Origin of the sequence: Rothia sp. HMSC061E04 (genome assembly GCF_001813685.1) — a bacterium.
Lineage (GTDB): Bacteria > Actinomycetota > Actinomycetes > Actinomycetales > Micrococcaceae > Rothia > Rothia mucilaginosa.
The window spans coordinates 307402-321642 of the sequence record NZ_KV813706.1 but is presented as its reverse complement, the minus strand read 5'-3'; the positions used below and the strand labels follow the sequence as shown (position 1 = coordinate 321642).

Here is a 14241-nt window from a genome sequence, read left to right as displayed (position 1 = left end):
CCCCACAACTTCATACGTAGAAGAACTTCATAGAAGTATGCGAATGCCTCGGTACTCTATGGGTGACCGGGGCTTTCGCCTCCTCAAAAACTTACGTATAAACGCTATGCGAACAGTGCTATGCAAATAGTGCGCGGATCTGATCCTCACCAGCAATGGTCGTGATGAAGAACAGCTCGTCGCCGCCCTCAATCGCCACGTCCGCGCTGGGCGGGATCGGGGCGCCGTCACGCAGAATTGCGGTGAGCACCGTATCAACGGGCCACTGCACGTGATCCACGCGGTAACCGATGACGGGGTGGTCATCCGGCACGGTGTACTCGGCGAGGGTCGCGCCGCCAGCTTGCAGAGTCAGCAGGCGCACCACGTCGCCGACTTCCACGGCTTCCTCGACGAGGGCGGTCATCAGACGCGGGGTAGACACCGCAACGTCCACGCCCCAGGAATCGTCAAAGAGCCACTCATTACGCGGGTTGTTCACGCGCGCCACGGTGCGCGGCACACCAAACTCACTGCGCACCAGCAGGGAGACCATTAGGTTTGCCTTATCGTCACCGGTTGCGGCAACGACCACGTCCGCCTTGTTCGGGTGCACCTGGCGCAGTACGGACAGTTCGCAGGCGTCACCAATATGCCAGCGCACGCCGGGCAGATCGGCGCGCTTCTTGACTTCGGGCTTGGAGTCGATGATGGTCACGTCGTGGCCGTTCATCATGAGCTCTTTAGCGATGGAGGCGCCCACGGAACCGGCACCAACAATGAGGACCTTCACTTACTTCTCACCTTTCGAGGAGTCACGATGGCGGCCGATGAGTTCGAGGGGGTCGGGCAGCTCCGGGGGAGTGTCACCGAGGTGAAATTCATGCTCGATAACGGGGCCGTCGTTGTGCTTCTGTTCGGCGGGTTTCTTCGGGGCGTGGGGGTGCTTGCGGTGGCCCGAGGCGGGGGCGTAGTTCGCCTCCACTTCTTCGTCTTCAACGCGCGGCGGGCGGGAGAGAATACGGGTTACGTCCGCAACGTCGTCGGTGCGCATCATGACGTGCACACTATCGCCCTGCTGGTAGGCGGAATCCGGGCGGGGGAGCATGCCCTCACCAAAGCGGGTGATGTAGGCGATGCGCACCCCGGCGGCACGTTCGATACTGGTCAGGGCGTGACCCGCCCAGCCGTCGTCGAGCGGAATTTCGGTGAGCATGAGGCGGCCCGAGGGTTCACGGAAATCACCCTTGAGCGCCTGCTCGGGTAGCAGGCGGCGCAGCACCTGGTCGGTGGACCAACGCACCGAAGCGACCGTGGGAATGCCCATGCGCTGAAAGAATTCGGCGCGGTTCGGGTCGTACACACGCGCCACAACGTTCTTCACCTTGAACATTTCGCGTGCCACACGGGCGGCAATAATATTCGAGTTATCGCCCGAAGAGACGGCGGCAAAAGCGTACGCCTCGGTAATACCGGCACGCTTGAGAGTGTCCTCATCGAAACCGACACCGGTCACCAGACGTCCCTCAAAGCCTTTACGCAGCGGCTGGAAAGCACGTTCGTCCTGGTCAATGACGGCGACCGTATGCCCCGAAGCTTCCAGAGTGCGCGCCAACATGACGCCCACGCGTCCGGCACCCATAATGACGAAGTGAGGCATACATCCCTCCGAGTGTTGATGTTTTACGGTGATAAAGCGTTACCGCCTACCTCTACCAGTGTAATGGGCGGGTGAGCCTCCACGCCGATGCTCCGTGATATTCCGCTCGCAATGCCCACTATTCGGCTGAATAAAATTGAGCTTTGAAGCCGCGACCGATAGCCTTAACAGCGTGAGGAATCGTTGGGATAGGATGCGCATCGCCCTGACCGGTCAGCCGGTCAGCACGCGAAATCTTTCGGCAGTCGCGCTGCCGAAGCGCTATGCCCTGCCTCTTTTCGGTGCCGACGGCATTTCTTCGGTCGCCTACGCCGCCGACCAGATGATCCTGACCCTTGCCGCTGCGGGTGCGTCTGCGCTCGCTTTTTCACCCTGGATTGGTTTGGGCGTGGCGATGGTCGGTCTGTTGGTGATTGGCACGTACCGGTACAACATTAACCAGATTGCTTCCGAGGGCGATATTCAGCTGGTGTACCGCAAACTGGGTGCGCTGCCCTCGATCGTGATGGGTGCATCCTCGCTGATGGACTATATGCTCACGGTGGCGGTGTCTATGTCTTCGGCATCCTCGTTTTTGGTGGCGCTGTACCCGCAGATTCAGGATTGGCGCACCCTCATTGCGGTGCTACTCATTGTTGCCCTGACGCTGTTTGCGTTGCGTGGAGTGCAGCTGCTGGGAAAGATCGCGTACTGGCCGCTGTACGTTTTCTTGGCGCTGTTGGGGGTCACCCTCATTGTGGGTTGGGTTCGTGCCGCCACGGGTACTCTGCCGCTGGCTGAATCAGCGACCTATGTGATTGCCCCCGAATACCACGATCATGCTCTGGAAGGCCTGGCGCTGGTGCTACTTCTGGCACGTTCGTTCTCTGCTGGCTTGGTGGCGTTCTCGGGTGTTTCTACGATCTCTAATTCGGTAAAGTATTTCCGCCGCCCGAAGAAATATAATGCGGCGGTCACCATGATGCTGATGGGTCTGATTACCTCGGTCCTGCTGGTGAGCCTGCTCGGTTTTGCGGCGGCAACCCGCGTGCACATGGTGCACGATACGACCCGTTTCTTGTTCATTGACGGGCACACGCCGGGGGAGTATTTCCACCAGAAGCCGGCGCTGTATCAGGTGGCTTTGGCGATTTATCAGGGTGTGCCGTTCTTCGCGCAGCTGCTGGTGTTTGCGACGGTAGGCGTGCTGATTATTGCCTCACTGACGGCGTTTACGGGCTTCCCGGTGATTGCCTCGTCGCTGGCTGATTACCAGTACCTGCCGGTATTCTTCCGCAGCGTGGATTCACGCGGCCTGTACGCGAACGGTGTGCTGGCGCTGTCGGCATTCTCAATTTTCCTCACCTGCATTTTCGGTTCGGACGTGTACTCGCTGATTCAGCTGTACATTGTGGGCATGTGCCTGTCCATGATGCTGGTGCAACTGGCGGTGGTGCGTTACCGTATGCGCCTGCTGCGTATTACCCTCGCGCAGATGCCGCGCCGCGCCCTGCTACGCGATATTGCGGTATCTACGGTGGGTGTGGTCGTGACCACCGCGGTGCTGGTCACCATCGTGGTGACGAAGTTCGCTGCCGGCGCGTGGCTCTCCCTTGGAATGATTGCCCTGATGGTTGGAGGTATGGTTGTGACTCGCCGCCACTACGATGCGGTGGATGCCGCCCTGGACATCCCCCTGAACGCCGAATCCGTCGCGGATGTGGCGGCCCTGCCTTCGCGTGTGCACGCCATCGTGTACGTGGAGCGTGTGCGCCGCCCGGCGGTTCGTGCCCTCTCGTATGCGCGTGCCGGCCGCCCCTCCACGATTGAGGCGCTGACGGTCAACAACGACCGCGCCGCCCTGGAGATTGTGAAGAAACGCTGGTACGCCCTGGGCATTCCGGTGCCGCTGTCGGTGATTGATTCGCCGTACCGTGACACGGTGGAGGCTGTCGTCTCGTATATTCGCCGCCGCCGCAAGAAGTCACCGCGCGATATTTTGGTGGTGTACCTCCCGGAGTTTGTGGTGAAGCACTGGTGGCAGCGTATTCTGCACCGCCGCACGGTGCGCCGCCTCAAGCAGGCGCTTTTGCACGAGCCTGGCGTCATGACCGCGACCGTGCCCTGGGCGATGCACGAGGATGAGGTGTATGATGAGATTTTTGATCAGCGTTTACAAAGCGAAGAATCAACGGTAGAAGCAGAAGGCCCAACGGAAGCTGTCGCCCCGAAGATTACTCGTTCTGCAGGTGGCGGCCGTGAACTGACTCAGAGCAATCGCCACGCGGTGTACCGCGGCCGCCTGCACGAGGCGGACGCTGTGGCGCGCGAGAAGAAACGCCAGCCATAATAATCGCCCGGTACCTAGAAATAATTGCCCAGCGCCGAGCCCTGTCAATTGCCCCGCAACTTTACTTGAGCACCCCGCATAGCGCCTGGACTTTGCCTTTTGCAACCTATTTGGTGCCCCCTGTGGGGCGTCGGAACCGGAGTGAAGGCACAATCCGGTGTAAAATAGTTCACATTAAGTGATTCTTTAGGAGACAATGCTGTGACCCACACTGCTACCACGCCTGCCGCCTCCAACAACGTAGACGGATACAGCGTCGGGCAGACCCTCACCGTCACCTGTGAGGCACCCGCGCATGGCGGCGCTTTCGTAGCGCGCACCGAACAGGGCGTCATCTTCGTGCGTCACGGCATTGTTGGCGAACAGGCAGAAGTACGCATCACCGCCATCGGCCCCAAGCGCCGCTTCTACTTCGCAGATGTAATCTCCGTACCCGTACCCTCCCTGGTACGCCGCCCCCACCCCTGGATCCAGGCGGATGCGCTCGCAACCGACGAGGAACGCGCCGCAGCAACCGGCGTACCCGAACTACTTGGCGGCATGGAATACGGCCACATCAGCCTGGCTGAGCAGCGACGCTACAAGACCGACATCGTCCGCACCCAAATCAACCGACTGGGCGGTCTGCCCCTCGAGTCGCCCCTGCTGACCAACCTCATCGTTGAAGAGCTTCCCCTGCGCGATAATAACGAGGGTCTGTCCTGGCGTACCCGTGTGCGCTACAACGTGACCAAGGTCCGTGCGCAAGATAGCGAAGAGAAGAACGGCGAGCAGAACAGCGACGGCAAGAAGAGCCCCGCCGTCACCTGGCGCGTCGGTATGCACCCCTACCGCGCCTCCCAGCCCGTACCGGTCGTAGACTTTCCCCTCGCCGCACTCGAACTGCGCAACCTAGAGCTTGAGCGGCTGAACCTGCGCGGCGTAAGTGAAGTCGAGGCAACCGTCTCCTCCCGCGGCAGGATCCTCCTGCAGTTCATCGTTGACCCGCGCTTCTCCATCGAAGAAGTCTCCAAGGACATCGAACAGCAGGCAGCTGACGCCTGGGGACTGCTCGCCAAGCGCAAGATCTCCCTCTTCTTCACCCCGCAGTCCACCTCCAACGGCAAACCCAAGCGCCGCCGCCCCGGCTCCGCCCACAGCCCCTACCGCCGCGTACCCGAAGGCGACCAGCTGCTCGGCGCGGGTCTGCGCTCCGTCACCGAAGAAGTCACCTTCGGATCCCGTCGATTCAGCTACCAGGTGTCCGCCGGCGGCTTCTGGCAGATTCACCGCGCCGCCCCCTCCACCATGGTCGGAACCATGCTCACCATGCTCCGCCCGCAGGAAGGCGAATGCACCCTCGACCTGTACGCCGGCGCGGGCCTGTTCACCGCCGCGCTCGCGGACGCCGTGGGCGCGACCGGTACCGTCGTCAGCATTGAGGGTTCCCCGGTGACCCATAAGGATGCGCGCTCGAACTTCGCGCCGGATGGTTGCTCCCGCACCGAGAACTCTGCGGACACCCGCATTGAGGTGATTCGCGGTGATGTGGCACGCCACCTGGTAGATCTGAAGACCGCCCTTGAATTTGGTGAAATCCCCGCTATTGATGCGGTGGTCCTTGACCCGTCCCGTGAGGGCGCGAACCGAACCACCCTGGAACGCCTGGATGCGCTGGACCCCAAGCGTATTCTGTACGTGGCGTGCGACCCGGCATCCCTGGGCCGTGACACCGGTATTTTGCGTGAGCTGGGTTGGGACATGGTGCAGCTTCGGGCGTTTGATATGTACCCGAATACGCATCACGTGGAGTCGGTGGCACTTTTTGAGCGTGCCCCGGCGAAGCCTCGTCCGCGCCGCCGCCGCACCAAGTAGCGCGCAGCTAGTAGCTGTAACAAAGAAGCAAATAATCGCCGTGTTGGGCGGGTTGGGCTGTTCACCAGCCTGCCCACTAGGGGTTATTTCAGGCCGTTTTCGCTCAACCCGGTGCGTCTTGCTCTGCGGGCGCATAAATCTGCTTTTTGGCACCTTAAACGGTAGAATCATTGAAGAACCAACGCACGGAATGAGCCGTGCCCCGACCTTGAGGAGTGTGGGTGTATGTCCGCTGAAAACGCATTGCCGCAGGAGGAGACCCCGAATAGCGTCGCCGGTGGCGCACCCACCGCAGACTACAGCATTGGCGACGGTGCCACTGCCAAGTTGCTCCCCGGCATTCAGTCCCCGGCGGATCTGCAGAACCTCAGCTACGAGCAGCTGGAGGAGCTTTCTAAGGAGATTCGCCAGTTCATCGTGACGAACGTGTCTGCGACCGGCGGTCATCTGGGCCCGAACCTGGGCGTTGTGGAGCTGACCCTCGGCATTCACCGTGTCTTCGAATCTCCCAAGGATAATATTCTTTTCGACACCGGCCACCAGTCGTATGTGCATAAGCTGGTGACTGGTCGTCACGCGTTTAAGACTCTGCGCCAGAAGGGCGGCCTGTCCGGTTACCCGGATCGCGGCGAGTCTGAGCACGACATTATTGCTTCTTCGCACGCCTCCAGCTCGATTTCGTGGGCTGACGGTATTTCTCGCGCGCACAAGCTCAACGGTGAAGATGACCGCTACACCGTGGTTCTCATTGGTGACGGCGCGCTGACCGGCGGCATGGCGTGGGAGGCTGTGAACAATATTGCAGCCGACCGCACCCGCAAGGTCGTGATCGTGGTCAACGATAACGGCCGCTCCTACGCGCCGACCATTGGCGGTTTCGCCAACCAGCTGTCTGAGCTGAAGCACGGCGTGCAGCAGCAGGTGGATCGCGTGCGCCTCGATCACCGCTACGACCACGCGCTGGATGCAGTGCGCATCGGCCTGCAGCGTGGCGGCCCCGTCGGTCAGATGGTGTACCGCGGCCTGCACGGCATGAAGGCGGGCATTAAGGACGTCGTCGTGCCCAAGGGTATTTTCGAAGACCTGGGCATGAAGTACGTGGGCCCCATTGACGGCCACGACCAGCAGGCTGTGGAGAACGCGCTGACCGCGGCAAAGAACTACGCCGGCCCGGTCATCGTGCACGCCATTACCGAGAAGGGCCACGGCTACGCACCCGCCCGCGCGAACGAGGACGACCAGTTCCACGCGGTGGGCCAGATTGACCCGCTGACCGGTGAGGATGTTTCGACCAGCACCTCCGAGTCGTGGACCGGTGTCTTTGGTAGCGAAATCGCAGATATTGCGGATGAGCAGGAGAACGTCGTCGGTATTACCGGCGCGATGCTCATTCCCGTGGGTCTGCGCGAATTCCAGAAGCGCCACCCCGAGCGCGTTATTGACGTAGGTATCGCTGAGCAGCACGCCGTGGCGATGAGTGCAGGCCTGGCGTACGGCGGCATGCACCCGGTGGTTGCTCTCTACGCAACCTTCCTGAACCGCGGCTTTGACCAGCTGCTCATGGACGTTGCCCTGCACAAGGCGGGCGTGACCGTGGTGCTGGACCGCTCCGGCATTACCGGCCCGGACGGTGCAAGCCACCACGGCATGTGGGATTTGGCGATGCTGCAGTTCATTCCGGGCCTGCACCTGGCGGCTCCGCGTGATGGCGCGACCCTGCGCGAAGAGCTGCGTGAGGCTGTAGCTATTAACGACGCACCGACCGTGATTCGCTACCCGAAGGGCTCCGTGGGCGAGGACATTCCCGCCCTGGAGCGCCGCAGCGACGGCGTGGACGTGCTGGCACGCACCGGTGAACCCCACCCGGAAACCGGTCAGCGTGACGTACTGTTCGTTGCCGTGGGCGCTATGGCTCGCGTGGCTCTGGAAGCCTCCAAGGTGCTTGCCGCCGAGGGCATCCAGTCCACCGTGGTTGACCCGCGCTGGGTGATGCCGGTGCCGTCTTCGGTCGTTGAACTGGCTCGTGATCACCGCATTGTGGTGACCATTGAGGACGGCGTGCGTTCCGGTGGTGTGGGTTCGCGCATCCGCCAGGAAATGCGTGCGGCTGGCGTGGACACTGCGCTGAGCGAGCTGGGTCTTCCGGCGGAGTTCATTCCGCACGCTTCTCGCGAGCAGATTCTGGAGGAGGTCGGCCTGACCGCGGAAACCATCATCGCGGATCTGCGTGCGCAGCTGGCTGGCGATAAGGTTCCGTTCGCCCGTGAAGAGGGTCAGAAGCCGCGCCACACCCGCTAAGCGGTCGTACCTGAAATGTGCCGCCTAAGCTTCTCTTAGTAGCGCGCCGCAATAGTAGGCATCAGTAGCGGGTACCATAAGACAGCACAAAGCCCCGCCCATCGATTGTGATGGGTGGGGCTTTGCTGTGCGCAGGTCTTGCCGTATGGAGGTTTTGCTGTGCGTAGGTTCTGAGCCGCCGGTTTAGGAATCCTTGGAGGTGTGGGTGACGAAAATTTTGCCGCCCTTCTCCTGCACCGGGTAGCTGGCAAGGGGCGACTCCGCGGGGCCGTGCACGACCGAGCCGTCAGCTACAGCGAACTCGGAACCGTGGCAGGGGCACACGATGCGGTTGGAATCCTGCACCTGCACCTGGCAGCCCTGGTGGGTGCACACGGTGCTGAACGCCTTGTACTCGCCCGCGGACGGCTGGGAGACGATAACGGTCGTGGAGCCGTGAGTCAGGCGTGCCGCCTTGCCCACGCCCACTGCGGAGGCGGAACCTACCTCAACGGTGCCTTCGGGCGCGGTAACGTTGGAGTCACCTTCAGCGCAGGAGGCGAGCAACGCACCGGATGTGACGGCGCCGGTGATGAGGGTTGCGCGGCGGGAGAAGACGCGCGCAGAAGAATCAGTTTCTGTGGTATCGACTGCGGTGTCGACGGTTGCAGATTCGGTAGTGGCAGATGCAGTGGGGGAGGCGCATGCCTTCTGAGAGCGGCAGCATCCGTTGGGTGCGGGCATGGTGGTTCCTTTCGTGTACTCTCTCCACCCTATGCCGGTTTGGGACAAAAATCGAATGAGAGCAGGCTAAGCTTGGTTCACGTTTGCACCGGAGACAAACTGCTGAGGCAAAATACCGGGACAAACTACCGTGTCAAACTCCCGAGGCACACAAAATGCCGGTCGGGCGGTCGCATCAGCAACACACCCAACCGGCACGCACATCTATTCAACGTTAGAGAAATCTACCCCAGGTGGCGGGCAAAAATCGGCGCAATCACGGGGGCAACCAGACCCGTCTGCCACGAACGCGCACCGTACTCGGCGAGCGCATCCCGCAAGGTCTGCTCGTCAAAACGAGCCGGCGGCTCCCAGCAGAGGCGGCGAACATAATCGGTCGTGATCAGGTTCTGCGCCGGAATGGTCAGCTTCTCCGACAGCTCATCAATCGCCTGACGAACCTCGGTGAACAGCGCCAAGTTCTCGGGGCGCTTAGACTCCCACGCCTTCAACGGCGGCGGGGCAGTCGACGGCAAAGTGAACGGTACAGCGTTCTCACCGCGTGCCGCCGCAGCAATAGCACGCACCCAACGCGGTCCCTCACGACGCAAACCACGCGTCTGAAAACCGGGGATCGCCATGATGGCGGGAACGTTACGCGGCATGGTGCGTGCCGCCTCCACAATCGCAGAATCGGGCAGCAGACGCTTCGCGTCGACGTCCTTTTTACGTGCCAGCGAGTCACGCTCAACCCACAGGTTACGTAGCGCCGTCAGCTGCTTGACCGAACGCAACATCGTGCGGCCCTTCGTCTTACGCCAACGCTCCGGCTGATCCGTCGGATCCTTCACCGGGGTCTTGCACAGGTACTCGAACTCCTCCAGGGCGTACTGCAGCTTACCCTGCTGGCGGAGCAAATCCTCCAACGCGTCACGCAAATCAATGAGCACGTCAACGTCCAGCAGAGCATAGTTCAACCAGGATTCCGGCAGGGGGCGGCGCGACCAGTCTTCCTTCGAGTGCTTCTTCGCCAGCTTATAGCCGAGAAGCTCCTCAACGGTCGCACCCAGGTTCACGCGCTCCAGACCGGCAAGACGCGCACCAAGCTCCGTATCAAACAGACGGTTCGGGCGCATACCGAGCATATCCAGGCTCGGGAAGTCCTGAATTGCGGCGTGAATAACCCACTCAGCATCCGCCAGAGCATCGTTAATAATGCGCAAATCCTTAAACGCCTCAGGGTCAATCAGGTACAGCTGATCTTCACGCTTAAGCTGCACCAAAAAAGCACGCGAACCGTAGCGGATGCCCTGGGCACGCTCCGTATCAACAGCCACCGGGCCGGACGCCGCCGCCAACTGCTCAGCGGCACGACGCAGACCGCTCTCAGTGGTGATGAGAGTCGGAATCGGTGAGGAAGGGGCCTCCAGAGGAACAACGTCCGGAACTTCGATACCGTTAAGGGTCAGCTGAGGGGTGCCTGCGGCATTCTGTTCAGCTGCGGTACTCATGCACTCAATCCTTTTCCTCTGTCTGATTCGACGCGCCCATATGATGCGCCAGATGCCCGGGTAGGCGCACGCCCGAGCAAACATGAGCCCGGGCGGGGTGGCGTGCCCGCGAAGGCACTACGCCATTCTACCCGCCCGAGCCTAAAGCCTCGAATTTAGAGAGACTCACAATAAGGGGTTCACCGGCGTGCCCGCTGGGGGTCTTGCCGGGGTTTATTCGGCGGCTTCCGCCTCGTCAGCTGGCGCCTCGTCAACCGGAGTATCACCAGGCTGTGCTTCACCAGCCGGGGCCAGCGTCAGACACACCGAATTAATGCAATACCGCAAATCCGTGGGAGTCGGGTAGCCCTCACCCTCAAACACGTGACCCAGGTGCGAATCGCAGGCGGCGCAACGCACCTCCACACGGCGCATACCGAACGTCGTGTCCTCCAAGTAACGCACACGGTCCTCAGCCAGCGGCGCGAAAAACGACGGCCAACCACAATGCGAATCGAACTTCTGATCGGAACGGAACAGCTCCGTACCGCAGGCACGGCAAGAATACACACCCTCCGTGTGGGTGTTCCAGTACTCGCCCGTGAACGCGCGCTCGGTGCCGCCCTCACGCAGAACAGCGTACTCTTCAGGCTTGAGCACTTCACGCCAGTTCTTGGCGATAGCACCCACGCCGGGTAGCGAATTGCCCATCATGACTCCTTCAGTTTGCTCTCATGCCCAGGCTCTTACGACATATGTAACGCCGCGGCCGGGCGGATTATTCCCACTGAGCGCGGACTAAGCGCGGATGTCAGCGTACTTGCCGTTGGTGAGCTTCAGCAGGTCGTCCGGAGCGAGCTCAACATCCAGGCCGCGCTTACCGCCAGAAACCATGATCGTGTCAAAAAGCTGCGCAGACTCATCGAGCAGAGTGGGGGAGGGAGTCTTCTGACCCAGCGGAGAAATACCGCCCACCACGTAGCCGGTGCGGCGCTCAGCGACCTTCGGGTCGCACATGGAGGCGCTCTTCCAACCCAGGGCTGCCGCGGCAGCCTTAATGTTCAGCTTGCCAGAGACCGGCACGATCGCGACCGCGAAATCCTTCTCGTGCACAATCAGCAGGGTCTTGAACACCTGCTCCTCGGATGCGCCGAGGTTCTTCGCGGCCTCTTCACCGAAGGAAGTGACGCCCTCAACGTGCTCGTATTCACGCATCTGGAAGGGGGTGTTCGTCTCGGTCAGCAGTGCTACGGCGGCGGTTGCTGCGCCGCTCTTCTTACCTTTAGTTTTCTTAGCCATACAACCATTTTACGGAAGACGCCATGCGCCGATACCTATGCGCCGATACCTATGCGCCGAGAAGCCACATGTGTTTCGAAAAGCCACCATTATCGTGGCTTCTCGAAACACATGTGGCTTCTCAATGGTTATGGGGTTATTTCAGTAGCCCTTTTTCCTTCAGCTGCTCTTGAGAAAGCGAGCCAACAACAGTCCAAAATCCATCTGATTATTTGAGAATGTAAGCGCCGCTATCGTCCCCTTCGGCCGTATTTTTGTCTTCGGTATATGACCCGTCGGGTTCAACATACATTACGAATTCCCAAATGTGTTCCAGCATGAGCATGTATTCTTTAGTTTTTTCATCATAGATAAAACGCCAAAAATGACGTTTGTATACGTTCTGAGGTAGCCTTTAGGCTCCCTTTTTTCTTAGTAAATACCGATGAGTAATTGCATGCCAAGACTAGTCAGGATGATAGCAATCCAGCAAAGGGCTCCAAGAAAAATGGATTTTCCACTGGATTTGATCATAGCAATGAGGTTGGTTTTGAGACCAATAGCACTCATAGCCATGATGATGAGGAATATGGAGAGTTGTTTGAGAGGTGAAAAGAAGCTAGTGCTGACACCGAAAGATGTGAGAAGAGTAGTTAGCAGAGAAGCTAGGATAAAGTAGAGAATGAAAACGGGGAAGATTTTTTTAAGCTTCACTCCTTGGTTGTCGCCTTGTTGACGGCTTTGCCAATAGGAGAGGAAGAGAACGATAGGGATAATAGCTAGAGTACGTGTCAGCTTGACAATAGTTGCAGGCTCAAGAGTGTTTGCATTGTAAAGACTATCCCAGGCACTAGCAGTAGCTGTCACAGAGGAAGTATCGTTGACTGCAGTACCCGCAAAGAGAGCAAAACCTTCGTTGGAAAGATGGAGCCAAGAACCTAGAGTTGGAAAGATAAGAGCCGCCAAGACATTGAAGAAAAAGATAACAGAAATAGCTTGGGCTACTTCTTTTTCCTTGGCGTGAATAACAGGAGCAGTCGCTGCAATGGCAGAACCGCCACAGATAGAAGATCCAACTCCAATCAAGGTAGCTAGCTTTGTATCAAGGTTAAAAAAGCGTTGGAAAAAGAAAGCAATAATTAAAGCGATAGAAATGGTCGAAATGATGACAGGAAGGGAAGATGTTCCAACTGCGAAAACTTGTGAGATACTGAGTCCAAACCCAAGCAAAATAACAGCATACTGAAGCAATTTTTTGGAGCTGTAAGTCAAACCGGCATCCAGTTGTGTATAGGAAGTGAGAAAGGGATGGAGAATCATTCCGATAAAAATGGCGAAAACAGGTGCTCCCACAACAGGCAGAAATCCTCCTAAAACCCAAGAGATGATAGAAATGATCAGACAGACTGACAGTCCTGCCCAATTTTTTGATAGAAATGACATAAAAACCTCCGAAAATAAATACTTCTTATTATAATCTTTTCTGTCAGAAAAGTAAATTAGAAAGTAGGAATACAGACCCAGCCCGGGGAGCGCACCACCTCAGCCTCCGCGCTGATAAAGGCGTTCGATATCCTTGAGGAACTTAATATCCTTCTCGTAGGTATCCAGCATAGAGGGCCATACATACTGCATGTCATTGCGCGGCGGGTAAGAAAAACGGAAGTCGTGGAAATGTATTCCTCATATCGGTGTGGTGTGTAAAAAGGTGAATGCTGCTTAGACGTTGAATTCTTCGAAGTCTAGAATTGACCACTTTTGGCCGTCATGTTTCATTTTGACTTTGAGAGTATCGTTAGTTTTATCTTCGTTATCCCATGCAGTCCATTTACCGTCTGGTTCAACGTGGATTTCCTGATTCCAGTTACGATACATTTTCCAGAAATATGTTTCGCCGTCTTCGGACCAAGGCGACCCATCAGCTGTAAATTTTTCGATACCGTCGATAACCCATCCGCCGCGCCTGTATAGTTTTTCGACGCTTTCGTAAGCTTCTAATTCGGAGCTGAAATTAGGCGAAATAAATTCTCGTGCCTTTGCATAGTCACCAGTTTGGATACCGTAGTTTCCCCACTGGACCCATGCGTCAAATGTTTTGCGTAGGCCTTCTAAGGACTTTTCGTTGTAGCCATCTTCGGGCGCGGTGGGTTTGGGTACATTCTGGGCTGGACCATATTTGTCAGCCTTTCGGTACTCCCCATCGGGTGCCTTGGATCCGCCCGAGTAGCCTCGAACAGTAGACGGAGTAGCACTCGCCGAAGGCGACTCAGAAGCCGCCGCAGAAGCCGAAGCGGTCTCGCTCGACGCGGCGGTCGATGATGCCGAGGCGCCCGCCTCATTAGCCGCCTGCTGACCGCAGGCTGCAAGCAGGGCACCGATGCCCACAAATGCGCCGCTGCCCAGCAGTGCGCGGCGGGTCAAAATGGTGGAAGTCATGGAATTGTATTCCTCATATCGGTGTGGTGTGTGAAGAGGGGGGCTGGTTAGAAACCGGAAGACTAACCAGCCGAAGGGAAGGACCCCGATAGCTGAGAAGCCACATGCATTTCGAAAAGCCACGAAAGAAGTGGCTTCTCGGCGAACATGTGGCTTCTCAACGTAAGACCCACGGGGGGGCTTTACATGTCGGGCCAGTCGCGGTGCAGCGAATA

Annotated in this window: 11 protein-coding genes; 3 read left to right on the top strand and 8 right to left on the bottom strand. The window is 58.6% G+C overall.

Features of this window, described 5'->3' with window-relative positions; all coding sequences use genetic code 11:
* Window positions 1-118: 118 nt before the first annotated feature.
* A complete protein-coding gene (locus tag HMPREF2927_RS08120; protein ID WP_005506372.1) occupies window positions 119-772 on the bottom strand; it encodes a potassium channel family protein in 654 nt (217 codons plus the stop codon).
* A complete protein-coding gene (locus HMPREF2927_RS08115) occupies window positions 773-1639 on the bottom strand; it encodes a potassium channel family protein (RefSeq protein WP_070484239.1) in 867 nt (288 codons plus the stop codon).
* A 193-nt stretch (window positions 1640-1832) separates the two neighbouring features.
* Here HMPREF2927_RS08115 and HMPREF2927_RS08110 point away from each other — a divergent pair, with 193 nt between their 5' ends.
* The 3 genes from HMPREF2927_RS08110 to dxs all read left to right on the top strand — a co-directional run bounded on the left by HMPREF2927_RS08110 (window position 1833) and on the right by dxs (window position 8120).
* Window positions 1833-3968: an APC family permease gene (locus HMPREF2927_RS08110; protein ID WP_070687039.1), complete on the top strand. Its 2136-nt coding sequence runs from the start codon at window positions 1833-1835 to the stop codon at window positions 3966-3968.
* A 201-nt stretch (window positions 3969-4169) separates the two neighbouring features.
* Window positions 4170-5822 (top strand): class I SAM-dependent RNA methyltransferase, encoded by a 1653-nt coding sequence (locus tag HMPREF2927_RS08105; protein ID WP_070687037.1) that lies wholly within the window; start codon window positions 4170-4172, stop codon window positions 5820-5822.
* A 225-nt stretch (window positions 5823-6047) separates the two neighbouring features.
* Complete coding sequence (dxs, locus tag HMPREF2927_RS08100) at window positions 6048-8120, top strand: 1-deoxy-D-xylulose-5-phosphate synthase (RefSeq protein ID WP_083311241.1); 2073 nt, start codon at window positions 6048-6050, stop codon at window positions 8118-8120.
* A 183-nt stretch (window positions 8121-8303) separates the two neighbouring features.
* On the opposite strand, the gene HMPREF2927_RS08095 is transcribed toward dxs, so the two are convergent.
* The 6 genes from HMPREF2927_RS08095 to HMPREF2927_RS08070 form a co-directional block, all read right to left on the bottom strand.
* Window positions 8304-8843, bottom strand: coding sequence for a Rieske (2Fe-2S) protein (locus HMPREF2927_RS08095; protein WP_070687035.1), 540 nt, complete (start codon window positions 8841-8843; stop codon window positions 8304-8306).
* Window positions 8844-9067: 224 nt separating this feature from the next.
* Complete coding sequence (locus tag HMPREF2927_RS08090) at window positions 9068-10333, bottom strand: HRDC domain-containing protein (RefSeq protein WP_070687033.1); 1266 nt, start codon at window positions 10331-10333, stop codon at window positions 9068-9070.
* 213 nt (window positions 10334-10546) lie between these two features.
* Entirely contained in the window at window positions 10547-11023 is a 477-nt protein-coding gene (msrB, locus tag HMPREF2927_RS08085; protein ID WP_049352947.1) for a peptide-methionine (R)-S-oxide reductase MsrB, read from the bottom strand.
* A gap of 87 nt (window positions 11024-11110) precedes the next feature.
* Entirely contained in the window at window positions 11111-11611 is a 501-nt protein-coding gene (gene ybaK, locus HMPREF2927_RS08080; RefSeq protein WP_005506356.1) for a Cys-tRNA(Pro) deacylase, read from the bottom strand.
* Between the two features lie 411 nt (window positions 11612-12022).
* Window positions 12023-13033 (bottom strand): YeiH family protein, encoded by a 1011-nt coding sequence (locus HMPREF2927_RS08075; RefSeq protein ID WP_070687031.1) that lies wholly within the window; start codon window positions 13031-13033, stop codon window positions 12023-12025.
* A gap of 276 nt (window positions 13034-13309) precedes the next feature.
* Window positions 13310-14026, bottom strand: coding sequence for a DUF6318 family protein (locus HMPREF2927_RS08070; RefSeq protein WP_070687029.1), 717 nt, complete (start codon window positions 14024-14026; stop codon window positions 13310-13312).
* Between the last annotated feature and the right edge of the window lie 215 nt (window positions 14027-14241).